A 22,453-nucleotide genomic window follows, 5' to 3' on the forward strand; every position below is an offset into this window, starting at 1 on the left:
CTCGTGCGCGCCGCCGCGCCCTCCTGGCCCGATTCGCGGCCGAAATCGCCCCGACCGAGCCCACCGGCGACCACTCTCGGCCCTCCAGGTCTGAAGCGGGTTTCTTGCCCGGCCTCGCAGCGAAGGCCCGGGACGATGTGGCCGGGAGCCCAGCTGCCGCTTCACGCTCCATCCGGATCATGATTGCTGTCACGGGTCGGCTACACGCTCGATTTTACGACTGAATCTTCGTGTACCCCCCTTGCTTTGGCAGAACGTTTAATGAACATTGGATCGAGACGGCTGGGATGACGATGAAGATTGCTGGATTGTTTGCTGGCGTCGGTGGGCTTGAGCTCGGGCTGCATCAAGGCGGCCACGAGAGCGTTTTGCTGTCCGAAATTTGGGAGCCCGCACGTGCGGTCCTTGCGGAGCGGTTCTGCGACGTTCCGAACATCGGCGATGTCGAAAGGTTGAAATCACTGCCTGCCGATGTCGGTCTGCTCACCGCCGGTTTTCCTTGCCAGGACCTCAGCCAGGCCGGCAGGACGGCGGGAATCAATGGCCGAAAGTCGGGCCTGGTCGGCCACGTTTTTCGGCTGATCGACCAAAGCAGGCCTCGATGGGTGTTGCTTGAGAACGTGTCATTCATGCTGCAACTCGATCGCGGCAGCGCAATGGACAGGCTGGTGTCCGCCTTCGAGGAGCGCGGCTATCGATGGGCGTACCGGGTCGTCAACTCGCTCGCGTTCCTGCCGCAGCGACGGGAACGTGTCTTCTTCCTCGCGAGTACCGAAGGCGATCCATCGGACGTTTTGCTCGTGGACGAGGCGGAGCCTCGGGTTCAAGCAACCGATCTCCGCACCCACGCGCACGGCTTCTACTGGACGGAAGGCACTCGCGGCCTGGGCTGGGGACCCGACTGTGTTCCGACGTTGAAGAATGGCTCGACGGTCGGGATTCCGTCGCCACCCGCAATCCTCCTGCCGAACGGCGAGATCGTCACACCCGATATACGCGATGCGGAACGGCTCCAGGGATTCCGGGCAGATTGGACGAAACCGGCCGCCGCTGTCGGGCGCGCTTCGTTCCGATGGTCGTTGGTCGGCAACGCGGTGACTCGACCGGTGGCGGCGTGGATCGGGAGGCGTTTGACGAAACCTGGTCGCTTCGATCGCTCGCGGGATTCGGCAACGTTCACGAGCGTGCGTTGGCCGCGGGCAGCCCGCTTCGACGGCGAGACACGGCGCGAAGTCCACATCTCCGCCTTCCCGGCTTGGAAGATCAGACCGCCGCTACAAGAGTTTCTGAAATACGAACCAACCTTGTTGTCGGAACGGGCAACCGCTGGCTTCCTGTCGCGAATCGAGAAGAGTTCACTTCGTTTCGTGCCCGGGTTCAAGGAACGTGTCCGCTCCCATCTCGACCATGTACGCGCCATCGACCGGTTCGTCGACGATCGATTTCCCCGCCTTCACGCCGCGGAATGAAGCCCCCTGTTTGCGAACGCCCGATAGACCCGAAGCGCTCCGCGTTGATGCGTCGCGTGAGGCAACGCGGCACCAAGCCGGAAGACGACGTAGCAGTCGTGCTCCGCGAGCTGAGATTGGGCTATCGGCGCAATGTGAGATCGCTCCCGGGCTCTCCTGATTTCGCCAACAAGCGGAGGAAGTGGGCCATCTTCGTGAATGGATGTTTCTGGCACAGACACGAGGAGTGTGCCCGAACCACGACGCCGTCGCGCAATCGGGACTTTTGGGTGGCGAAGTTCGACAGCAACGTCCGAAGGGATGCAATCAAAACCGAGGCACTCCGAAAGCTGGGCTTTCGCGTCGTGGTCGTTTGGGAATGCGAGACGATCGATGCGCCCCGGATCAGACGGCAGCTCCGATCGTTGACCTCACGGTAGTCGTCATGGCGAAATCGAAGAATTCCACGACGAGACGTTTCTCGACCGAAACCCGATCTCTTACCGAGGACAGTATTGGGCGAGAGCTCTCATGGGCCGGGCCGAGGGATGCAGCCGCGGACGGTAGCAGCACCGACAAGAAGAACTACGCCGAGTCCTTGTCTCGTGCACTGGCTCAGCGATTCGCAGATGCGCTCCGCAGCTCTTTTTCCGGGATTCTGCCGGACGCCTCCGGGGCGGGACAGGAATCCAAGGCGCGAACCGGGAAGGGTCTGAAGAAGCTCGACGTGAACTATTCCACCATCGAGCTCGGGCTCGGCCTCGGCGTATCGATCAAGACCATCAATTTCCGCGACGCGAAAACGAAGCGATATACGAAGAACTACACCCGCGTCGACAACGAGCTGAGAGCCGAGGCGGCGGATTATCACGAACGACAGCCTTATGCGGTACTCTGCGCCGTCGTCTTCCTACCTTTGGATGCCTGCGACGACGGGAGTTCCGCTCCGTCCAGCTTCGGGCAGGCCGTTCAGATTCTCCGCTATCGGGCCGGTCGTGAAAAGCCGGTCGACGATTCGACATTGTTCGAGCGGATTCTCATCGGCCTCTATGACGTGAGCCCGAACGACTTCGGACGTGTCGCGTTCTTCGACGTCATGGACGCACCGCCGCGAACCGGTCGACCGGCATCGTTGATGTCGTTCAAAGACGCCATCGGAGCGATCGTCGATGCCTACGACCAGCGGAACAAAACGACGTTCAAGTGGGCGGAAGGTACGACCGAAGTCGTCGTGCCCCCCGAACCGGAAGCCGAGGAAACCGAAGAAGACGGTGGCTGACGCGGGTCACCGCCTCACACATCAACCTTCAGCGCGGCGATGAAAGCCTCCTGCGGGATGTCGACCTTGCCGAACTGGCGCATGCGCTTCTTGCCCTCCTTCTGCTTGTCGAGGAGCTTTCGCTTGCGCGTGATGTCGCCGCCGTAGCACTTGGCCGTCACGTCCTTGCGGAAGGCCCGCACCGTCTCGCGGGCGATGATCTTCGCGCCGATCGCCGCCTGGATCGGCACCTGGAACATGTGCGGCGGGATCAGCTCCTTGAGCTTCTCGCACATGGCGCGGCCGCGCCCCTCGGCTCTCGTGCGGTGGACCAGCATGGACAGCGCGTCGACCGGCTCGGCATTGACCAGGATCGACATTTTTACCAGATCGGCCTCGCGATAATCCGTCAGATGGTAGTCGAAGGACGCGTAGCCCTTCGACACCGACTTCAGGCGATCATAGAAATCGAACACCACCTCGTTCAGCGGCAGCTCGTACTTCACCATGGCGCGGTTGCCCACGTAGGTGAGCTCGGTCTGCACGCCGCGGCGGTCCTGGCACAGCTTCAGCACACTGCCCAGATACTCGTCCGGCGTCATGATGGTGGCCTGGATCCACGGCTCGTGGATCTCCTTGATCTTCACCACGTCCGGCATGTCGACCGGGTTGTGGATCTCGATCTCCGACCCGTCGGTCATGAAGATCTTGTAGATCACGCTGGGCGCGGTGGCGATCAGGTCGAGATTGAACTCGCGCTCCAGCCGCTCCTGGATGATCTCGAGGTGCAGGAGGCCGAGGAAGCCGCAGCGGAAGCCGAAGCCGAGCGCGGCCGACGTCTCCATCTCGAACGTGAAGCTCGCGTCGTTGAGCCGCAGCTTGCCCATCGCGGCGCGCAGGTCCTCGAACTGCGCGGCATCGACCGGGAACAGGCCGCAGAACACCACCGGAATGGCGGGGCGGAAGCCGGGCAGGGGCGTCGCGGTCGGCTTGCGGTCGTCCGTGATGGTGTCGCCGACCCTGGTGTCGGCCACCTCCTTGATCGACGCCGTGATGAAGCCGATCTCGCCGGGGCCTAGAGAATCCTTCTCCTGCATTTTCGGCGTGAACACGCCGACGCGGTCGACCTCGTAGGCCGCGTCGGTGCCCATCATGCGCACCTTCTGGGTCTTGCGGATCGACCCGTCGACGATGCGCACCAGCACGACGACGCCCAGATAGGCGTCGTACCAGCTGTCGACCAGCAGCGCCTTGAGGGGCGCGTCGGGGTCGCCCTTGGGGGCCGGCAGGCGGGTGACGATCGCCTCCAGCACGTCCGGGATGCCGATGCCGGTCTTGGCGGAGATCTGCAGCGCGTCCGAGGCGTCGAGCCCGATCACGTCCTCGATCTGCTGCTTCACCTTGTCGGGCTCGGCGGCCGGCAGGTCGACCTTGTTGAGGACCGGCACGACCTCGTGGTTGTTGTCGAGTGCCTGGTAGACGTTGGCCAGCGTCTGCGCCTCGACCCCCTGGCTGGCGTCGACGACCAGCAGCGAGCCTTCGCAGGCGGCCAGCGACCGGTTGACCTCGTAGGCGAAGTCGACATGCCCGGGCGTGTCGATCAGGTTGAGGACGTAGTCCTTGCCGTCCTTGGCCCGGTAGGCGAGCCGCACCGTCTGGGCCTTGATGGTGATGCCGCGCTCGCGCTCGATGTCCATCGAGTCGAGCACCTGCTCGCGCCCCTGCATCTCGCGCTCGGACATCGCCCCGGTGAGCTGGATCAGCCGGTCGGCGAGCGTCGACTTGCCGTGGTCGATATGGGCCACGATCGAGAAGTTGCGGATGCGGTCGATGGTCTGGGTGGTCATGCGCGGGGGATATCATCCGCCCCGCGCAGCGGCAAGGCGAGCCGGTGGCGCAGGAGGGCCCCGGCAGCACGGCACGGGTCACCCCCTCGCCCCGCCCGGCGGGGAGAGGTGAAGAGGGAGCGCCGGCTACTCCGCGGCCAGAGCCTGGGCGACCGCGAAGGGCTGCACCTCGGGCCGGCGGCCGGCGCGGGCCACCACCACATGGTCGGTGGGCACCGCGGTCCAGCCGGAGCGGTCCTCGTCCAGCGGCTCGGAGACGCACACCACGTCCTGGCCGGCGGCCCGGTAGTACAGGGTGTTGGCCTCGTCGTTGGCGGCGTAGCGGAAGGCGTAGAGGTCGCGGCCGTTGGCGATCGCCGCGGTGAAGCGCAGCGCATCGGCGCGGCCGTTCTCGCGGGTCATCGCCGTGATGGCCGCCATGGTCCGCGCGGTGGCGCCGACCGGGTCGCGGTCGAGCCCGGCCCCGAGGATCGCCAGGAACACGGCCTCCGAGTCGGTCGTTCCGGTGCGCGAGCCGTACAGCTCGTCCGGGATCAGCCCTTCGACCCGCCGGCGGATGCGGTTCCAGTCGCCGATGAAGCCGTTGTGCATGAACAGCCAGTTGCCGCAGGCGAAGGGATGGCAGTTCGGCCGGGTGATCGGGGTGCCGGTCGCCGAGCGCACATGGGCGAAGAACAGGTGCGAGCGGATGTGGCGGCAGAGATAGCGCAGGTTCTCGTCCGACCAGGCCGGGCGCACCTCGCGGTAGAGGCCGGGCTCCGGATGGTCGGCGTACCAGCCCAGCCCGAAGCCGTCGCCATGGGTGGCGGCCGTCGATTCGAGGGCGTGGATGCTCTGGGCGACCAGGGAGCGCGCGGGCGCCGTGACGTAGTGTTCGAGTGCGATCGTCTCGCCCCGATAGGCGATCCAGCGGCACATGGGGACATGCTCCTTCCCGGCCGCGGCATGTCGGCCCGACCGGCCGATTCACCCGCTATATTCGCAATGCGGCAGGGGGAAGGTCAAATCGGGTTTCTCCGGACCCCGGCCCGGCTTCCGGCCGGGGCCGCCCGGGCCCCCGGCCCCGGCCGAGCCGGTGCCGCGGACCGCCCGGCTCGGCGGCGGCCCGGAACGACAGCGGCCGGGCAGGGGCCCGGCCGCTCGCTTTCCCGTACCATCGGGGCCGCGCCGTGCCGCGCGGCGACCGGCCGCTCAGTACCGGTACATCTCCGGCTTGAACGGGCCCTGCTGGGGCACGCCGATATAGGTGGCCTGCTTGTCGGAGAGCTGCGTCAGCTTGGCCCCGACCTTGGCGAGGTGCAGGCGCGCGACCTTCTCGTCGAGGTGCTTGGGCAGCGTGTAGACCTTGCGCTCGTACTTGCCCGGGTTGGTGAAGATCTCGATCTGGGCGAGCGTCTGGTTGGTGAACGACGCCGACATCACGAAGCTCGGATGGCCGGTGGCGTTGCCGAGATTCACCAGCCGCCCCTCGGACAGCAGGATGACGCGGTGCCCGTCCGGGAACTCGACCTCGTCGACCTGCGGCTTGACGTTGTGCCACTTGAAGTTCTTCAGGCCGGCGACCTGGATCTCCGAGTCGAAGTGGCCGATGTTGCAGACGATGGCGCGGTCCTTCATCTTGCGCATGTGGTCGACCGTGATCACGTCGAGATTGCCGGTCGCGGTGACGAAGATGTCGGCGCGCGGCGCCGCGTCGTCCATGGTGACGACCTCGTAGCCCTCCATGGCGGCCTGCAGGGCGCAGATCGGATCGATCTCGGAGATCATCACCCGGCAGCCGGCGTTGCGCAGCGAGGCGGCCGAGCCCTTGCCGACGTCGCCGAAGCCCGCCACCATGGCGATCTTGCCGGCCATCATCACGTCGGTGCCGCGGCGGATGCCGTCGACCAGGCTCTCGCGGCAGCCGTAGAGATTGTCGAACTTCGACTTGGTGACCGAGTCGTTGACGTTGATGGCGGGCCACAGGAGCTGGCCCTTCTTCTGCATCTCGTAGAGGCGGTGCACGCCCGTCGTGGTCTCCTCGGTGACGCCGCGGATCGCCTCGGCGTTCCGCTTGTACCAGCCGGGCTGCTCCTTGATCCGCTTCGCGATGGCGGCGAACAGGACCTCCTCCTCCTCGTTGGTCGGCTTGGCGATCAGCGCGGTCTCGCCGGCCTCGACGCGGGCCCCGAGATGGATCAGCAGCGTCGCGTCGCCGCCGTCGTCGAGGATCATGTTCGGGGTGCCGCCGTCGCCCCACTCGAAGATCCGGTGGGTGTAGTCCCAGTAGTCGACCAGGCTCTCGCCCTTGACGGCGAACACCGGGGTGCCGCCGGCCGCGATCGCTGCCGCGGCGTGGTCCTGGGTCGAGTAGATGTTGCACGAGGCCCAGCGCACGTCGGCGCCGAGCGCCTTGAGCGTCTCGATCAGCACCGCGGTCTGGATGGTCATGTGCAGCGAGCCGGCGATGCGGGCGCCGCGCAGCGGCTGCTCCGGGCCGTACTCGTCGCGGGTCGCCATCAGGCCGGGCATCTCGGTCTCGGCGATGGCGATCTCCTTGCGGCCCCAGTCGGCGAGGCCGATGTCCTTCACGGCGTAGTCGGGGGCGGCGGCGGACGCGGGCTTCGCGGAAGCGGTCATGGAGATCCCTGGGTGCTGATGGAAACGGGCGCGCCCCGGCGCCTGCGGCCGACAGGGGCCGAGCGCCGGGCGGCGTCGCCAGCCCTATAGCAGGGCTCGGCGAACCCCGCAAGAAACACATAAAGACTTCTTTATGTCGTTAAGCCGCAGTTAGGGATGGTGGGCCAATGCCCCGTCATGCCCTGGGGGCTACGATTCGCTCTCCTCGCCGGGCCGAGGTTGCCGTCTGGCGCCGTGCAGGATGCGAAGGATCGTGACTACGTCCTCGCCCACCTCGTAATAGATGACGTAAGGATAGCGGACGAGCGGGATGCGCCGGATGCTCGGGCGCTCGTCCACCCGCTCGGCCGCCTCGGGATGCCGGCGGATGCGGTCGAACGCCTGGCGGAGGCTCGCCTCGACATGGGCCGCACCGGAAGGACTTCGTTCGCCGATGTATCCGAGGAGCTCGTCGAGCTCGGCTGCCGCCGCGTGCGAAAGCTCGAGCCTCATGATGTCCGGTGCTTGGCGAAGATCGCTTCGACCTCGGCCTCGGTCACGACCTCACCGCGTCGGACCTGGTCCACGGCTTCGTCGAGCTTGTCCAGTTCCTCGCGGGTCGCCCGGTAGCGGTCGCCGCGGACCTCGCGATCGATCTGCGACGCGATCTCGGCCAGATCGCGCTGCGCCCAGTCCGGCCACGATTCGGCGCGGGCGAGAACGTCCCGAAGTGTCTTGCTCATGGCCCGGACGATAGCACGGGCCATCCGCCCGGCAAGCCGGACCAGGACCATGGGGCCTCGGCCGAAGGCGTCCCGGCTGCCGTCCGGCGCACGCGATCTCGGGTGCGCAGGCGCGCAGCGCCTCAGTCGTCCTCGCCGAAGCGGTTGCCGATCAGCTCCTCGAGGGCGGCGATCACGGCGTCGGCGTCGCTGCCGAGCGCCTCCACCATGATGGTGGTGCCGGGAGCGGCGGCCAGCATCATCAGGCCCATGATCGAATCCCCGCCGACCGTCTGGCCGCAGCGGGTGACGAACACCCGGGCCTCGAAGCGCTCGACCGTCTGGACGAACTTGGCCGAGGCGCGGGCGTGCAGGCCCTTCTGGTTGATGATGGGGATGTGGCGCACCACGGCGCCCTCGCGCGGTGCCGGGAACTCCGACCCGCAGGGTCCGTCGACCGCGTCGATCTCGTCGCTCATCGCCCGGCTCATTTCCCGGCCAGAACCCGGCTTGCGATGGTGATGTACTTGCGTCCCGATTCTTGCGCCGCCGCGACCGATTCGGCCAGCGGGCACTCGGCCCGGATCTTGGCGAGCTTCACCAGCATCGGCAGGTTGATGCCGGCCAGCACCTCGACATTGGGCAGGCTCATCACCGAGATGGCGAGGTTGGAGGGCGTGCCGCCGAACATGTCGGTCAGGATCGCCACCCCGTCGCCGGTGTCGACCCGGCCGACCGCGTCGATGATCTCCTTGCGGCGAAGCTCGACATTGTCGTTCGGATCGATCGTGACGGTCTCGATCTGGCTCTGCGGACCCACGACGTGCTCCAGCGCGGCCCGGAACTCGACGGCGAGCCGACCGTGGGTCACGAGTACGAGGCCGATCATCGGAATACCTCGCGGCGCGTGTGCTGCGCCGCACGAAAATACGAATGGATCATGACATCCCGGGGCCCGAGCGCAAGTGCCCGGCTCCCCGGCCCGTGCGTCCGCGGGGTGTCCCCGATGGCCGGCGCGGTGCGGACGGCCGCGCGCCGGGCGTCGCCGATACCCCGGCGCCCGGAGGCGGGCAAGCCGCGCCGGCCTGCATCCACACACCGCCGCGCCGAGGGGCCGACGCCGCGGATCCTTTCAGACCCGCGGCTAAATTCAAGTTGTCATTCGTTAATAGGCAGGCGTGACCATTCCGTGAAGAACCTGCGACGCGACGCCCCGCCGGACCGCGGCACCGCCACCGTCCCGGGTCAGGGCGAGACCGGCGTCCCGGGGGGCGGTCCCGCCAGCGCCGCCAGCAGGACCGGCAGGGGGTCGACGCCGGCCGGCAGGCCGAGACGCGGCAGCGTGACGCCCTCGATGGTGACGATGGTCGCCCGGTCCTGCGGCATCCGTTCGGCCGCCGGATCGGCGAGGTCGACCACGAGGCCGACCACCGCGACCGGCTCGTGCGGCAGCCGGCGCAGGCCCAGGCCGCGCACCTCGATCAGCCCGGCGAGAGTCTCGGCCGGCCGCGCCAGCAGGCGGCCGCCCGCCGCCGTGACCGCCGTGCGGTCGTCCGCCACCAGCCGGGCGAACCGGCCCGCCCCCGCGTCGAGGAGCCGCAGGGCGAGCCGCGACTTTCCCGCTCCCGACGGCCCGCGGATCAGCACCGCCCGGGCCCCGACCAGCACGGCGGAGGCGTGGATGGTGGGAGTCATGGCCGCCCGCGCCGGCGGGCGGCGAGCGTGTCGCGGCCGGACCGACAGGTGTGCCGGTGCATCGCCGCAGATCGCAGCCTGCTCTCTCCCCCCTTGTGGGGGAGAGGTGGAGAGGGGGGTGAGCCACGATCACCGCGCCCGCGGCTCACCCCCCTCTCTGTCCCTTCCCCACAAGGGGGGAGGGAACGCAGGAGGCGAGAGGCCCATGCGGACATTGGTCCGGCTCACATCGCCGGCAGGCGGACGACGAAGCGGGCGCCGAGCACCGGCGGGCCGTCGCCGCTGTCGGGACCCGGGTCCGGCCCGAGGCGGTTCTCGGCCCAGATGCGCCCGGCATGCGCCTCGACGATCTGCTTGGAGATCGACAGGCCCAGGCCGGAGTTCTGGCCGAAGCCCTGGTCGGGGCGGTCCGTGTAGAAGCGCTGGAAGATCTTGTCGAGCGCGTCGGGGCGGATGCCCGGCCCGTCGTCCTCCACGGTCACCTCCAGCTCCTTGTCGCGGCGCCGGCAGGTCACCCGCACGATGCCGCCCTCCGGCGAGAACGAGCGGGCATTGTCGATCAGGTTGTGCACCACCTGGCCGAGGCGCGAGTCGTGGCCGGAGATCTGGAAGCTGCGCGGTCCGCCGCCCTCGAAGGCGAGCGACACCCGCACGCCGTTGACGCCCTTGCCGCGCTTCACCTCGTTGGCGACCGCCACCACGGTGGTGAGCAGGCGGCGCAGGTCGACGGTGCCGGAATCGTTGCGCTGCAGCTCGGCGTCGAGCCGGCTGGCGTCGGAGATGTCGGAGATCAGCCGGTCGAGCCGCTTCACGTCGTGCTCGATGACGGCGAGCAGGCGCGCCTGGCTCTCCGGCGTCTTGGCCCGCGGCAGGGTCTCGACGGCGCTGCGCAGCGAGGTCAGCGGATTCTTCAGCTCGTGCGCCACGTCGGCCGCGAAGCTCTCGATCGCCTCGATGCGGCTGTAGAGCGCGTTGGTCATGTCGCGCAGCGCGCCCGAGAGATGGCCGATCTCGTCGCGCCGGCCGGTGAAGTCGGGAATCTCGACGCGCGTCTTGATGCGCCGGCGCACCCGCTCGGCGCCGTCGGCGAGGCGGCGCACCGGCCCGGCGATGGTGCCGGCGAGCAGGAGCGACAGCACGAACATGATGCCGGCGGCGATCAGCGACACCTTCAGGATCGCCAGCCGCTCGGCCTCGACGATCTGGTCGATGTCGCCGCCCTGGGTGGAGAGCAGCAGGGCGCCGCGCACCACCCGCGAGCGCTGGATCGGGATCGCCACCGACACGATGACGTTGCCGCGGTCGTCGACCCGCACCACGCTCGCCTTCTGGCCGGCCAGCGCCTGGGCGATCTCCGGATAGGCGCGGCCGTTCTCCTCCGGTCCGAGCTCGCGGTAGCGCGGCAGGTCGCCGCGGCCCATCCAGCGCCGGATCGAGCCGACGGTGCGCTCGACCGCGCCGGGCTTCTCGGCCGTCGGCGGCGGCAGGTCGTAGCGCAGCACGTCGCCGCGGCCCAGGAACGTGCGGCTGTCCATGAACAGCGTGCCCTCGCGGTCGTAGATGCGGGCGCGCGTGTTGGTCGGGGTGACGAGCCGGCGCAGCAGCGGCGCCACCTGCTCGGGGTTGAGCGGAAACTCGTAGCCGAACAGGACGTCGTCGGAGGGGCCGTAGCTCTCGCCCGCCTGCAGCTCGAGCAGGCGCTGCGGGTCGATCGTGATGGTGTCGGTGTCGACCGTCGCCGAGGAGGCGATGGCGCCCGAGATGATCTCGCCCTGCACCAGCAGGCTGTGCACCCGCGCGTCGATCAGGCCGGCCCGGAACTGGGTCAGGTAGAGGATGCCGACCACCAGGGCCAGCAGGCCGGCGACGTTGAGGAAGACGATGCGCCGGGTGAGGCTGGAGAAGGTCAGCGCCGTGAACAGCTTCCAGGCCGGCTGCATGGCCCGGCCGAGGCGGTCGAGGCGCAGCGTCCGGGCGACCGGGGTGCCGACCGCGGCGAGAACGCCGACGGTGGTCCGGTGCACCGTGACGAGCGCGTCGCCGACGGCGCGGCCGCCGCGCACCAGCGGGGCCGCCAGCATGGCGACGCGCAGCCGGGCCCGGCGCAGGGCGCGCCGCAGGCGGGCGATGCGGCGCAGGCCGGCGATGCCGAACATGCCCGAGAGGACCGGCTCGTCGCGGGCCGGCGACGCTCCGCCCGGCGCGGCGCGCTCGGCGGAGCGCCGGATCTGCTCGGTGGCGGGCTGCAGCCAGAAGCGGGCGGCCCGGCGCAGCGGCCGCATCAGCCGCCGCAGCGTCCGGCGGTGCCGGCGGCGGGCGGGCGGGACCTGCGTCGGCACGGCCGGGGGCGCCGCGCGGGTCTCGACCGGGGTGTCTCCGGTGGTGTCGCGGTCGGCAAGTCGATCGAGCACGGGCCGTGCGCCTCGCGAGTTGATCAGGGCGTCTCGTCGGTTCGGGTCGAGCGGTCGCGCCGCCGATCACGGCGCGGCACCGACCGGCCCGGCGTGCCGCGTCGCCCGAAAGCCGTGCCCTATTCCTTGAACCGGTAGCCGACGCCGTACAAGGTCTCGATCATGTCGAACTCGTCGTCGGCCTGCTTGAACTTCTTGCGCAGCCGCTTGATGTGGCTGTCGATGGTGCGGTCGTCGACATAGACCTGATCGTCGTAGGCGGCGTCCATCAGGGCGTTGCGGCTCTTCACCACCCCGGGTCGCTGGGCCAGCGCCTGGAGGATCAGGAACTCGGTGACCGTGAGGGTCACCGGCTCGCCCTTCCAGGTGCAGGTGTGGCGCTCCGGATCCATGCGGAGCTGACCGCGCTCCAGCACCTTGGCCGAGTCGGTCTCCTTCGGGGCGGCGCCGTCCTTCGGCGTCGCCCGCCGCAGCACCGCCTTCACCCGCTCGACCAGCAGCCGCTGCGAGAACGGCTTCCGGATGAAGTCGTCGGCGCCCATCTTGAGGCCGAACAGCTCGTCGATCTCCTCGTCCTTCGAGGTGAGGAAGATGACGGGCACGTCGGACTTCTGGCGTAGGCGGCGGAGCGTCTCCATGCCGTCCATGCGCGGCATCTTGATGTCGAGGATCGCGAGGTCCGGCATCGAGGTCTTGAACCCGTCCAGCGCCGAGGCGCCGTCCGTGTACGTCATGATCCGGTACCCTTCGGCCTCGAGCGCGATCGAAATCGAGGTGAGAATGTTCCGGTCGTCGTCGACGAGCGCGATGGTCGGCATGGGCCTCTTTTCCCGTTGTCGGGCAAACTCTTCGGGCCTTGAAGCCCGGAAAGCTGGGCCGAAATGTGACCCCTCCCGCCGTACGGCGGGGCGGTCACCAGTGCGCCTTGCGCGACCGACTCTAGTGAGTCACACGCGATTTCGCCATACCGGGATCGAATCCGGCTGGATTTCGGCGTTTCGGCGGCCGACAGTCGGGCCCCGACCAGGAGACCTTCCGTGACCGACCTGAAGCCTCCGCGGCCCGGCACGATGCCCGGGCGGATTCCCGAAAACGCCAAGCTTCCCGAGGACTTCGATCCGCCGGTCGTGGCCCGGCAGCTGCTCCGCGCGGGCCGCTCCGGCACCCTCGCCACCAACGACCGGAATACCGGCCACCCGTTCGGGTCGCTCGTCAATGTCGCGACCGCCCCGGACGGCTCGCCGGTGCTGCTGACCTCCCGGCTCGCCACCCACACGGCCAACCTGGAGCGCGACGGCCGCGCCTCGATCCTGATCGCCACGGTCGGCAAGGGCGATCCGCTCGCCCATCCCAGGCTCACCGTGCTGGGCGACATGGTCCGCGACGACGACCCCGTCCTGCGGCGCCGCTTCCTGGCGCGCCACCCCAAGGCCGAGCTCTATGCCGGCCTGCCGGACTTCGCCATCTGGCGGATGATCGTCGCCGCCTTCCACCTGAACGGCGGCTTCGCCCGCGCCGCCGACCTCGCGCCCGAGGCGGTGCTGACCGGCGTGGCCGGCGCCGAGGAGCTGCTCGCCGCCGAGGAGAGCGCCGTCGCCCACATGAACCAGGACCACGCCGAGGCGGTGAAGCTCTACGCCACCGTGCTGGCCGGCGGTCCGGAGGCGGCGTGGCGCGTCACCGGCGTCGACCCCGACGGCCTCGACCTCGCCGCCGGCGACCTCACCCGCCGGGTGCCCTTCCCGGAGCGCGTCACCACGGCGGCGGGGCTGCGCACCGTGCTGAAGCGCATGGCCGACGAGGCGCGGGCCAAGGCCTGAGCAGCAGCCCCACACACCGTTCGTCCCCGCGAAGGCGGGGACCCAGGGGCACCCAGCGGGTGCCCCTGCTCAGACTCCCGGCTTCGCGGTCGACACCGCGGCGACGAAGGCGCGGAACGCCCCCACCACGTCCCGGGTGAGCGAGAAGCCGGCCTCGCCGCGCAGCCACGCGTTCACCAGGCCGGAGAGCAGGCCGTAGCAGGCCAGGCCGGCGGTCGCCGCGGGCCACTCCGGCTTCAGCCGGCGGCCCCGCTCGGCGGCTTCGAAGATCGTCGTGATCGCCTGCCGCAGGTCGGCCTCGAAGCGGCGCAGCCGGTCGGGCGCCTCGGCGGCCGCGAAGGCCGCGAGCGTCGTCTCGAACTGCCGGTCGGCCGCTCCCTGCTCCATGTCGCCGAACGCCCGGACGATGACGGCCTGGAACTCGTCGAGCGGGTCGAGATCCGGGTCCACCCTCACGCGCTCCGCCAGCCGCTGCAGCGGAAGCCCGCGCCGGTCCGCGAGCGCGAGCAGCAGCCCGCGCTTGTCGTGGAAATGCCAGTGCACCGCGCCGCGCGTGAACCCGGCCGCCTCGGCGATCTCCTCGACCGAGACGGCGGTGATGCCCTTCGCCCGAAACAGGCGCTCGCCGACGGCGAGGATGCGCTCCCGCGTCTGCTCGGCCTCCTCCTTTGTCCGTCGCATCGTCAGGATCCGATTAAGATGCCGTATACATACATCTGTTTGTATATTTCTGCCCGAGGGGCGGCCGAACCGTCGGGAGGCTCCCGGCGAGGCCGGGACCCAGGTTCGGCAGGAGCGGCGCGATGGCAAGGCGAAAAGTGGGAGGGCACGGGCACGGATGGTTCGTCACCTTCGCCGACCTCATGGCCCTGCTGGTCGCCTTCTTCGTGATGCTGTGCGCCTTCTCGACCCAGGATCAGCAGAAGCTCCAGGTCGTCGCCGGCTCGATGCGCGACGCCTTCGGGGTCCAGGCCAACATCCGTTATTCCGGCATCATCGAGGTGCCGGGCCTGCCGACCCGGCCGAAGCTCAAGAACGCCGCCCGGATTCCGCCCGAGGAGGCGTCGACCAGTCCGACGCCGGACCAGCACGACCGCAACCGCACCGCGGGCGTCCGGCAGGCCCAGGACCGTGCCTTCGCGCTGGCGGCGGCCTCGCTCCGGCAGGCCCTGCAGGACATGCCGGAGCTGACCGAGGTGTCGAAGCACATCATGATCGAGGAGACCCGCGAGGGCCTCAATGTCGAGATCGTCGACCAGGATGGCCGCTCGATGTTTCCGGAAGGATCGGGCGAGCCCTACGAGCGCACCCGCCGGCTGATCGAGCGAATCAGCGTGCCGCTGCGCGCCTCGCCGTTCCGCCTCTCGATCACCGGGCACACCGCGGCGAGTCGGGCCGTGGCACGCCCCGGCTACGGCCCGTGGGAGCTGTCGTCCGAGCGGGCCAATGCGGTCCGGCGCATCCTCGAGGCGGAAGGGGTGCCGGGCACCGCGTTCTTCGGGGTGACCGGCAAGGCCGACGTCCAGCCGCTGTTTCCCGAGGACCCCTACGTCGCCGCCAACCGGCGCGTCACCATCTCGCTGATCCGCGAGGAGCCGCCGCTCCCGCTGGAGCTGAAGCACTGACGCGGCGCGAGCGCCCGCGCCGCTCGCGTTTCGGGCGAGTGTTTCGAGATGCGAAACGGCCGTTTTCACGCGTGCATTCGTGTGCCGGCGGGGTCTACGATCGCCGGCGTCGTAACTTCCGGGAGTTCTCCAGACATGAACCGATTGCTGCTCGCCGGGCTCGCGCTCGGCCTTCTCGGCTCGACCGCGCTCGCCCAGACCTCGGCCCCCGCCCAGGCCCCGAAGAAGGAGCCGATCGCGTTGCGCGACATGGGCTCGTTCCACATCGGCGGCCGCACCGTCGAGGTGACCGGCAAGCCGGTGCGCGAGGTGGTGTTCGCGGCCGGCGGCACGCCCGCCAAGATGGATCCGAACGGGCCCTATCTGGTCGAGCAGATGTACGTGCAGTACTTCCTGCCGCAGAACCGCAAGGGCAAGTACCCGCTGCTGATGTGGCACGGCGGCGGCCTCACCGGCGTCACCTACGAGACGACGCCGGACGGCCGCGACGGCTGGCTCAACATGTTCGTGCGCAAGGGCTGGGACGTCTACAACTCCGACGCGGTCGAGCGCGGCCGCTCGGGCTATCCGAGCCCGGACATCTGGCCGAGCTCGCCGATCTTCCTCGCCAAGGGCAACGCCTTCGAGCGCTTCCGCATCGGCCAGGGCCCGGGCTCGTGGAGCCCCGATCCGGCCAAGCTGAAGGTGCTGCCCGGCAACCAGTTCCCGGTCGAGGCCTACGACAACTTCGTGCGTCAGAACGTGCCGCGCTGGCTCGACAGCGACAAGCCGATCGTCGCCGCCTACACCGAGCTGGTGCAGAAGGTCTGCCCCTGCGTGATCCTGTTCCACAGCCAGGCCGGCGGCTTCGCCTTCCGGATCGCCCAGGAGCATCCCGACAAGGTCAAGGCGCTGGTGGCGATCGAGCCGGCCGTGCCGGGCGACCCGGCCAAGGCGGCGGCCCTGAAGGACGTGCCGATCCTCATGGTGTTCGGCGACTACATCAAGGACGACTCGCGCTGGCCCAAGATGCGCGCCAAGGACGTCGCCTTCGGTGACGCCGTCAAGGCGGCCGGCGGCAGCGTCGACGTCGTCGACCTGCCCGAGGTCGGCATCAAGGGCAACTCGCACATGCTCATGATGGACAAGAACAACGGCCGGATCGCCGACCTGGTCCAGGATTGGCTCGTCAAGAAGGGCCTGGTGGAGTAGGGCGACACCCGACACCCGAACGCGTGACGGCCGGGCTTCGGCCCGGCCCCGATGCCCGGCCGCGTGCCCCGGACAAGGCGCGGCAGGCCGCAGGCCTGATGCGCCGCAGAGCCGGGGCCCAGGGGCGGCACGGCAACCACCTCGCCCGATCGCCCCCGGGTCCCGGTTCGCGGCGCGTGGCGCCGCGCCCGGACACGATGCCTTAGTCGAGGCGGAGACCGCCCGTCCTCAATCCCGCCGGAACACCACCGAGGCGAGCCAGCCGGTCATCAGTGCCATCATGGCGGTGACGATGCCGTAGAGGAGGCCGTTGTCGACCGCCGCGGTGGCCACGAAGCGCTCGAAGCCGACCTTGGTGATCTCGAAGGCCGAGGTCGAACGGGTCACCAGGGCGCCGTCGTGGAACAGCTTCACGTCGACCTCGTAGGTGCCGACCGGCGCCTCCGCCGGCACCGGGATCGACGCCTGGAACAGGGTCGGCGACAGCATCGTCACCGCGGTCGGATCCTCGATGTAGAGCTTGCGCTCGGTCTTGAGGCGCAGGAACGCCTGCCGGAACGGGTCGTCGGTGACGACGTCGGCGATGTCGGGCCCGATCTGCTGCGGCAGCACCACGTTCCGGTGTCCGATCTGCAGCCGGCGCAGCCGGTCCGGCGGCAGGATGCGGTCGAACGGCCTCGTGCCGAGCACCGCCAGATAGGCCGGCACGTCGATGAAGGTGCGCGAGTCGACGTTGATCCAGATGCCGAGCATCCGGTCCTTGCGCAGCGTCTTGAGGGTCTGGCGCGGACCCACCACGGTGGCGATCACGTCGAAGCCGCCGCGCCGCACCGGCGTCGTGCCGTCGCCCTCGACGGCGCCGAACAGCACCACCTCGGCGCCCGTGAACACCGAGTTGATCAGCACCCGGTGGGTCGACAGCGAGGTGACGAGCCGCTCCGCCGCGCCCGCGCCGCCGCCCGGCGCGAGCAGGCCGGCCGCCACGATCGCGAGGACGAGGAGCGCGCGTCTCATCGGTCGCCCTCCATCAGCCGGAACGAGAACATCTCGCCCGGCGTCACGAACAGGTTGACGGCGAAGCGCAGGCCGACCGCCAGCACCAGCAGTCCGAGCATCAGCCGCAGCCGCTCGGAGCGCATCTTCTGGCCCGCCTGGGCGCCGAACTGCGCCCCGATGACGCCGCCGACCATCAGGATCAGGGCGAGCAGCGCGTCGACCAGGTGGTTGGTCGCCGAGTGCATCACGGTGGCGCTCGCCATGGTGACCAGGGTGAGCACCATCGAGGTGCCGATCACCACGTTGGTCGGAACGTGCAGCAGGTAGATCAGCGCCGGCACCAGGATGAAGCCGCCGCCGATGCCCATGATGGCGCCGAGGAAGCCCATCACGAAGCCGATCCCCCACACCGGGATCACCGACACGTAGAGGCGCGACTGCTTGAACCGCACCTTGAGGGGCAGGCCGTGCAGCCAGGTGTGGCCGCCCGGATGGCGGGCCGGCGGCGCCTGCTTGTCGCGCTGCAGCCGGATGATCGCCTGCACGCTCTCGGCCACCATCAGGCTGCCGACCGAGGAGAGCAGGATCACGTAGGACAGGGCGATCACGAGGTCGAGCTGGCCGAGCGCGCGCAGCAGCGTGAACAGCCAGACGCCCGCGGCGGTGCCGATCAGGCCGCCGATCAGCAGCATGAAGGCGAGCGCCAGATCGATGGCGCGGCGGCGCCAGTAGTTGAGCGCGCCCGAGAAGGACGAGGCGGCGATGTGGCTCGACACGGTCGCCACCGCGACGGCCGGCGACACCCCGATGAAGATCAGCAGCGGCGTCATCAGGAAGCCGCCGCCGATGCCGAACATGCCCGAGATGAACCCGACCGCGATCCCCATCGCGAAGACGAGGAAGACGTTGACCGGGAGGTCGGCGATCGGGAGATAGATGTCCACGGCTTCACGTCCGCGGCCTGGTCCGGGGACGCACGCCGGTGAGTGTACGGGGTCGTGACGACGTCGCGATGCAGCGAGGCCCTACAGGCTCGATCCGCGATCCAAACTCAAGTGAAAATTGACCGCTCGCGGCGATCGGTCCCGGCCCGCACGCGGCGGGCCCGGTGCCGGTCGGCTCACAACCGGGCCGCCTGCTCGAGCGGAATCCGGCTCTTCGGCTTCGGCCGCCCCTGGCCGGAGGCGGCGTCCTCCCAGCCGCCCGGCGGCGGCGGCACCGTCACGGCCTCCTCGGGCGGGGCGAGCGGCACGAAGCTCTGGGCGGCGAGGCGGGCGGCGGTCAGGCTCTGCTGGTCGAGCTGCCGGGCGAGGTCGTCGCGCTTGCGCGCGGCGTCCTTGTCGCCCTTCTGGGCCGCGATCGCGAACCACTTGTAGGCCTCGGCGAGATTCTGCTCGGTGCCGATGCCGCGGGCGTGCAGGACCGCGAGGTTGTACTGGCTGTCGGCGACCCCGTGGCGGGCCGCCCGGGTGAACCACTGCACCGCGGTGGCGAAGTCCGGCTTGCCGTCGATGCCCTCGGCATACAGCACGGCGATGTTGTGCATGGCGTTGGCGTTGCCGCGCTCGGCGGCCGCCAGGTACCAGCGCCGCGCCTCGACGAGGTCCTTCTTCACGCCGTTGCCCTTCTCGTACAGGCTGCCCAGCCGGAACTGGGCGGGCGCCAGCCCGGCGTCGGCGGCGCGCTGGAACCAGGGCAGGGCGGCGGCGAGGTCGGCCGGCACGCCGCGCCCTTCGGCGTAGCGCATGGCGATCTCGTAGGCGGCGGCCGGGTTGCGGGCGGCGACGCCGGCGATCAGCGGCCTGGTCGCGAGCGCGGCCGGCAGGGTCTCGGGCCAGCTCTCGCCGGCGCCCGGGGCGGCGGCCGAGGAGGCCGCCGGGGCGGACGGGGTCGCCATCAGGGGCGCCGGAAGCGGCGTCGCGGGCGGCGGCACCAGGCGGGCGACCGGCACGGTGCCGGTCACCTCGGGCGCCGGCGTCGCCGGCGGAACGGTCGCGGTGCGGGTCGGCGCCGCGGACGGCGCGGCCGGCACAGTCGCCGGCGCCGCCACCACGGGCGGGGCGGACGGCCGCGCGGCCGGCGACGGCGCCGGCGGCGTGGCGGCGGGGGCCGGCGGAGCGAGCAGCGAGGTCTCGTCCTTCAGCTTGGGCAGGTGCTTCTCGATCAGCGCCTTGGCGGTCGGCGAGGCGTTCGAGAGCTTGCGGGCCGCGGCGGCGAGGTCGGAGGGCGGCACCAGCTCGGTGAGCTGCGCGCCGGCATGGCCCGGGGCCGCCTTGTCGGCCACCGAGGCGCCGGCCGTCGGCTCCGGCGTCTCGACCACGGCGATCGGCGCTGCGCCGTCGCCGCCCCACGGGCCGAACGACTTCAGGCCGATCGGCACCAGCGCGAGCGCGATGACGATCACGCTGGTCGTCATGAACAGCGCCTTCACCCGGTCGGTGAGGCGGCGGCCGCGGCTGCCGTCGGCGGCGTCGCCGGCTCCCGCGGCGGCCTGCGGCCCGGGCTGCTCGCTCGCCGCCTGGGCGGCGCGGCGCGCGGCGAGGATGAAGTTCGGCTTCGCCCCGGACCCCGCCGGGGCCTCGGCGGCGGCGCCGAGGGCCGCCTGCGAGGCGGCGATGCGGTCGGCGGCGCTGCGGCTGCCGCGCTGCCAGGGCGGGCCGGAGCCCGGCTCGATCGGCGCGTCGGGCGCCAGGGCGCCGGACACCGCCGGCGGCGCTGCCGGCTCGGCCGGGCGCGGCGGCGGACCGATCGGGATGGCGAAGCCGTTCAGCCGCGGCCCCGGCGCCGCCGCGGGCGCGGCGGCGGCCGCTGCGGCAGCCGGCGCGGCCGGGCTCGGCTCGAACGTGGCCGGCATCTCGGCCGGGGACGGGCGGCGGGCGGTGCCGCGCAGGTCGGTCTCGATGGCGGCGAGCCGGTCGGCCATGCGGCCGAGCGTGCCGTGCGCCGCCTCCAGCGACTCGCGGGTGCGGCGGTCGGCGTCCTCCTGGCTGCGCCGGATGGTCTCGACGTCGCGGGCGAGCGCCGCGAAGGCCGGGCTCGGCTCCGCGGTCGCGGCGCGCTGCGCCTGCAGGGCCTCGACATGGGCGAGGAGGTCGGCCATGCCGCGCTCCAGCGCCGGCAGCATGTCCAGCCGCGATTCCGACTGCTCGATCTTGCGGACGAGATCGGCGATGCGCTGCTCGAGCGGGGCGAGCCCGGGATGGTCGAGGGCCGAGCGCTCGATGCGGTCGAGCTTGTCGGCAAGCATGCGGATGCGGTCCTCGACCTGCGCCACCATGGCGGCGTCGAGCGTGCCGGCACCGATGCGGTCGAGCTTGTCGTCCAGCCGGCTGATCTTGTCCTCGATGGGGGCGAGCGACGGGCGCTCGTCGGCGAGGAGGTCGAACTTCTCCAGCCGCTCGGCGAGCGAGGCCATCAGCGGCTCGAGGGTCGGCGACACCGCCGCCGCGGGAGCGCCGTCGCCCGGCTCCGCCGGCGCTGCGGCCTTGGCGGCGTTCTGGGCCGCCAGCGTCTCGGCGATGCCGCTGATCTGGCGTTCGAGGCTGGCGAGCAGGTCGTGCTGGGGCGAGCCGGAGACCGGCTGCGGCGCCGCCGGGGCCTGCTCGATCTTCTGCGACAGGGTGCGCACCTCGGCGACCAGGGCGGCGAGCGCGTCGCCCGACGCCACCGTCGAGACGATGCCGCGCAGGGTGTCGACGGCGTCGCGGAGCTGGTGCAGGACGGTCGCGTCGAAGCCCTCGACCGACACCTGGTCGATCTTGCGGAACAGCGTGTTGACCGAGCCGGCGAGCTCGCCCGGCGCGAGCCCGCGCAGCGCCTCGCGCACCTCGGCGAGCCCCTGGTCGAGCGGGGCCAGCACGGCCGGGTCGAAGCCGCTGCCGCGGCTCTCGTCGAGGCGGCCGGCGAGGGCCCGCACCTCGCCCTCCAGGGCCTCGAAGGCGTGGCGCGGCACGAGATCGTGGATGGCGCGGCCGATGCGGCGCAGCTCCTCGCGCAGCTCGGAGGCGATCTCCTCGGCCCGGCAGGGCGAGCGCAGCGTCTCGATCTGGGCGGTGATCAGGCGCAGCTGCTCCTCGAGCCGCGACAGGTCGGGCGCCGCCGGGGCGAGCGCGGCCGGATCCATCACCGGCGCGAACATGCTCGGGACGGCCGCCGGACCCTCGCCGTCGAGCGCGCGCTGGCGCGCCGCGATCTCGGCGACGACGCGATCGAGCGGACTGTCCTGCGCGGCGGCGGGCGCCGCCGCCTTGCCGTCCGCCGTGTCGAGGGTGGTGTGGACGAGGCGCTCGAGCTGGCGGGTGATGCCTTCGAACCGATTGCACAGCGCGACGAGATCGCGGTCCGGCATGGATCGCCGCGGCGCCGGGGCGTCGGCCCGCGGCACAGCGCGCGGCGTCGCCGGCGCGGTGGCGGCCGGGGCGGGCGCCGGCTCGTCGTCGACCGCGACGAGGGGCGCGGCCGGGGCCGTGGTGGTCGCGAAGTCGGACGGGTCGGACGTGCGCTCCTCGGGGATGACCGAGCTCAGCCACCGCCGGAACGACGATCCGGCCCGGCGAGCCGCATCGGGAGTCGCATCCCGCGCGTCGCGGCGACCCCCTTTGACGTATCCTGGCGCGCCTGTCATGTGGATACCCGGCTCATACGCATCGAACGGAACCGCGACAAAGTTCGCGCCGACGCCCATTCGTTAACGAACGATGGAATCGGGACACGGTCGGCGATCCTCGTCCCGACTTTCGACGGGGCACGGTAAAGAAGCGGTTAAATGGAACTAACCGCGGCGCGATTTCGACGGAGTGCGACACCGGTGCCATGCGCCGGGTGGGCCGGAGGGGGAGCCGG

20 protein-coding genes are annotated in these 22,453 nt (G+C 70.5%); 6 read left to right on the plus strand and 14 right to left on the minus strand.

The window, feature by feature from the left end; all coding sequences use genetic code 11:
• Positions 1-287: 287 nt before the first annotated feature.
• Genes J2S22_RS03875 through J2S22_RS03885 form a run of 3 tightly spaced genes read left to right on the plus strand, consistent with a single transcriptional unit; the run spans position 288 to position 2,727 of the window.
• Positions 288-1,469, plus strand: a complete 1,182-nt coding sequence (locus tag J2S22_RS03875) for a DNA cytosine methyltransferase (protein WP_272775753.1) — start codon at positions 288-290, stop codon at positions 1,467-1,469.
• Positions 1,466-1,888 carry a very short patch repair endonuclease gene (locus J2S22_RS03880; protein WP_272775752.1) on the plus strand — a complete coding sequence of 141 codons (423 nt, stop codon included), beginning with the start codon at positions 1,466-1,468 and terminating at the stop codon, positions 1,886-1,888. Before J2S22_RS03875 ends, J2S22_RS03880 begins: the two co-directional genes overlap by 4 nt.
• A gap of 5 nt (positions 1,889-1,893) precedes the next feature.
• Complete coding sequence (locus tag J2S22_RS03885; protein ID WP_272775751.1) at positions 1,894-2,727, plus strand: hypothetical protein; 834 nt, start codon at positions 1,894-1,896, stop codon at positions 2,725-2,727.
• A 14-nt stretch (positions 2,728-2,741) separates the two neighbouring features.
• Here J2S22_RS03885 and lepA read toward each other — a convergent pair whose 3' ends face one another.
• From lepA to J2S22_RS03935, 10 genes are all read right to left on the minus strand, one after another.
• A complete protein-coding gene (gene lepA, locus J2S22_RS03890; RefSeq protein WP_272775750.1) occupies positions 2,742-4,553 on the minus strand; it encodes a translation elongation factor 4 in 1,812 nt (603 codons plus the stop codon).
• Between the two features lie 126 nt (positions 4,554-4,679).
• On the minus strand, positions 4,680-5,471 hold the full coding sequence (locus J2S22_RS03895) for a class II glutamine amidotransferase (RefSeq protein ID WP_272775749.1): 792 nt from the start codon (positions 5,469-5,471) through the stop codon (positions 4,680-4,682).
• A gap of 273 nt (positions 5,472-5,744) precedes the next feature.
• Positions 5,745-7,172 carry an adenosylhomocysteinase gene (gene ahcY / locus J2S22_RS03900; protein ID WP_272775748.1) on the minus strand — a complete coding sequence of 476 codons (1,428 nt, stop codon included), beginning with the start codon at positions 7,170-7,172 and terminating at the stop codon, positions 5,745-5,747.
• Positions 7,173-7,361: 189 nt separating this feature from the next.
• Positions 7,362-7,664, minus strand: a complete 303-nt coding sequence (locus J2S22_RS03905; protein WP_272775747.1) for a type II toxin-antitoxin system RelE/ParE family toxin — start codon at positions 7,662-7,664, stop codon at positions 7,362-7,364.
• Positions 7,661-7,945, minus strand: coding sequence for a hypothetical protein (locus tag J2S22_RS03910; RefSeq protein ID WP_272775746.1), 285 nt, complete (start codon positions 7,943-7,945; stop codon positions 7,661-7,663). Before J2S22_RS03910 ends, J2S22_RS03905 begins: the two co-directional genes overlap by 4 nt.
• 71 nt (positions 7,946-8,016) lie before the next feature.
• Positions 8,017-8,352 (minus strand): HPr family phosphocarrier protein, encoded by a 336-nt coding sequence (locus J2S22_RS03915; protein ID WP_272775745.1) that lies wholly within the window; start codon positions 8,350-8,352, stop codon positions 8,017-8,019.
• An 8-nt stretch (positions 8,353-8,360) separates the two neighbouring features.
• Positions 8,361-8,762, minus strand: a complete 402-nt coding sequence (locus J2S22_RS03920) for a PTS sugar transporter subunit IIA (protein WP_272775744.1) — start codon at positions 8,760-8,762, stop codon at positions 8,361-8,363.
• A 356-nt stretch (positions 8,763-9,118) separates the two neighbouring features.
• Complete coding sequence (locus J2S22_RS03925) at positions 9,119-9,568, minus strand: HPr kinase/phosphorylase (RefSeq protein WP_272775743.1); 450 nt, start codon at positions 9,566-9,568, stop codon at positions 9,119-9,121.
• A 224-nt stretch (positions 9,569-9,792) separates the two neighbouring features.
• Complete coding sequence (locus tag J2S22_RS03930; protein ID WP_272775856.1) at positions 9,793-11,508, minus strand: sensor histidine kinase; 1,716 nt, start codon at positions 11,506-11,508, stop codon at positions 9,793-9,795.
• Positions 11,509-12,098: 590 nt separating this feature from the next.
• A complete protein-coding gene (locus tag J2S22_RS03935) occupies positions 12,099-12,797 on the minus strand; it encodes a response regulator transcription factor (RefSeq protein WP_272775742.1) in 699 nt (232 codons plus the stop codon).
• A 219-nt stretch (positions 12,798-13,016) separates the two neighbouring features.
• Here J2S22_RS03935 and J2S22_RS03940 point away from each other — a divergent pair, with 219 nt between their 5' ends.
• Positions 13,017-13,799, plus strand: coding sequence for a HugZ family pyridoxamine 5'-phosphate oxidase (locus J2S22_RS03940; protein ID WP_272775741.1), 783 nt, complete (start codon positions 13,017-13,019; stop codon positions 13,797-13,799).
• A gap of 69 nt (positions 13,800-13,868) precedes the next feature.
• Here the strand turns inward: J2S22_RS03940 and J2S22_RS03945 are convergent, their stop codons facing one another.
• Complete coding sequence (locus J2S22_RS03945; protein ID WP_272775740.1) at positions 13,869-14,480, minus strand: TetR family transcriptional regulator; 612 nt, start codon at positions 14,478-14,480, stop codon at positions 13,869-13,871.
• Positions 14,481-14,602: 122 nt separating this feature from the next.
• Between J2S22_RS03945 and J2S22_RS03950 the strand changes: the two genes are divergently transcribed.
• Together J2S22_RS03950 and J2S22_RS03955 are read left to right on the plus strand one after the other, a co-directional pair.
• The gene (locus J2S22_RS03950) at positions 14,603-15,424 is read left to right on the plus strand and encodes an OmpA/MotB family protein (RefSeq protein WP_272775739.1); all 822 of its coding nucleotides are present in this window, start codon (positions 14,603-14,605) and stop codon (positions 15,422-15,424) included.
• A gap of 135 nt (positions 15,425-15,559) precedes the next feature.
• On the plus strand, positions 15,560-16,615 hold the full coding sequence (locus J2S22_RS03955; protein ID WP_272775738.1) for an alpha/beta hydrolase: 1,056 nt from the start codon (positions 15,560-15,562) through the stop codon (positions 16,613-16,615).
• A 228-nt stretch (positions 16,616-16,843) separates the two neighbouring features.
• Here the strand turns inward: J2S22_RS03955 and J2S22_RS03960 are convergent, their stop codons facing one another.
• The 3 genes from J2S22_RS03960 to J2S22_RS03970 all read right to left on the minus strand — a co-directional run bounded on the left by J2S22_RS03960 (position 16,844) and on the right by J2S22_RS03970 (position 21,959).
• Complete coding sequence (locus tag J2S22_RS03960) at positions 16,844-17,629, minus strand: TIGR02186 family protein (RefSeq protein WP_272775737.1); 786 nt, start codon at positions 17,627-17,629, stop codon at positions 16,844-16,846.
• Complete coding sequence (locus tag J2S22_RS03965; RefSeq protein ID WP_272775736.1) at positions 17,626-18,555, minus strand: sulfite exporter TauE/SafE family protein; 930 nt, start codon at positions 18,553-18,555, stop codon at positions 17,626-17,628. Before J2S22_RS03965 ends, J2S22_RS03960 begins: the two co-directional genes overlap by 4 nt.
• A 176-nt stretch (positions 18,556-18,731) precedes the next feature.
• The gene (locus J2S22_RS03970; RefSeq protein ID WP_272775735.1) at positions 18,732-21,959 is read right to left on the minus strand and encodes a hypothetical protein; all 3,228 of its coding nucleotides are present in this window, start codon (positions 21,957-21,959) and stop codon (positions 18,732-18,734) included.
• Between the last annotated feature and the right edge of the window lie 494 nt (positions 21,960-22,453).

Origin of the sequence: Rhodoplanes tepidamans (assembly GCF_030813915.1) — a bacterium.
Taxonomy (GTDB): domain Bacteria; phylum Pseudomonadota; class Alphaproteobacteria; order Rhizobiales; family Xanthobacteraceae; genus Rhodoplanes; species Rhodoplanes tepidamans.

Coding starts and splice junctions, on each gene's coding strand:
- J2S22_RS03875 (WP_272775753.1), top strand. CDS start 288: ATGACGATGAAGATTGCTGGATTGTTTGCTGGCGTCGGTGGGCTTGAG.
- J2S22_RS03880 (WP_272775752.1), top strand. CDS start 1,466: ATGAAGCCCCCTGTTTGCGAACGCCCGATAGACCCGAAGCGCTCCGCG.
- J2S22_RS03885 (WP_272775751.1), top strand. CDS start 1,894: ATGGCGAAATCGAAGAATTCCACGACGAGACGTTTCTCGACCGAAACC.
- lepA (WP_272775750.1), bottom strand. CDS start 4,553: ATGACCACCCAGACCATCGACCGCATCCGCAACTTCTCGATCGTGGCC.
- J2S22_RS03895 (WP_272775749.1), bottom strand. CDS start 5,471: ATGTGCCGCTGGATCGCCTATCGGGGCGAGACGATCGCACTCGAACAC.
- ahcY (WP_272775748.1), bottom strand. CDS start 7,172: ATGACCGCTTCCGCGAAGCCCGCGTCCGCCGCCGCCCCCGACTACGCC.
- J2S22_RS03905 (WP_272775747.1), bottom strand. CDS start 7,664: ATGAGGCTCGAGCTTTCGCACGCGGCGGCAGCCGAGCTCGACGAGCTC.
- J2S22_RS03910 (WP_272775746.1), bottom strand. CDS start 7,945: ATGGTCCTGGTCCGGCTTGCCGGGCGGATGGCCCGTGCTATCGTCCGG.
- J2S22_RS03915 (WP_272775745.1), bottom strand. CDS start 8,352: ATGAGCGACGAGATCGACGCGGTCGACGGACCCTGCGGGTCGGAGTTC.
- J2S22_RS03920 (WP_272775744.1), bottom strand. CDS start 8,762: ATGATCGGCCTCGTACTCGTGACCCACGGTCGGCTCGCCGTCGAGTTC.
- J2S22_RS03925 (WP_272775743.1), bottom strand. CDS start 9,568: ATGACTCCCACCATCCACGCCTCCGCCGTGCTGGTCGGGGCCCGGGCG.
- J2S22_RS03930 (WP_272775856.1), bottom strand. CDS start 11,508: ATGCAGCCGGCCTGGAAGCTGTTCACGGCGCTGACCTTCTCCAGCCTC.
- J2S22_RS03935 (WP_272775742.1), bottom strand. CDS start 12,797: ATGCCGACCATCGCGCTCGTCGACGACGACCGGAACATTCTCACCTCG.
- J2S22_RS03945 (WP_272775740.1), bottom strand. CDS start 14,480: ATGCGACGGACAAAGGAGGAGGCCGAGCAGACGCGGGAGCGCATCCTC.
- J2S22_RS03950 (WP_272775739.1), top strand. CDS start 14,603: ATGGCAAGGCGAAAAGTGGGAGGGCACGGGCACGGATGGTTCGTCACC.
- J2S22_RS03955 (WP_272775738.1), top strand. CDS start 15,560: ATGAACCGATTGCTGCTCGCCGGGCTCGCGCTCGGCCTTCTCGGCTCG.
- J2S22_RS03960 (WP_272775737.1), bottom strand. CDS start 17,629: ATGAGACGCGCGCTCCTCGTCCTCGCGATCGTGGCGGCCGGCCTGCTC.
- J2S22_RS03970 (WP_272775735.1), bottom strand. CDS start 21,959: ATGCCGGACCGCGATCTCGTCGCGCTGTGCAATCGGTTCGAAGGCATC.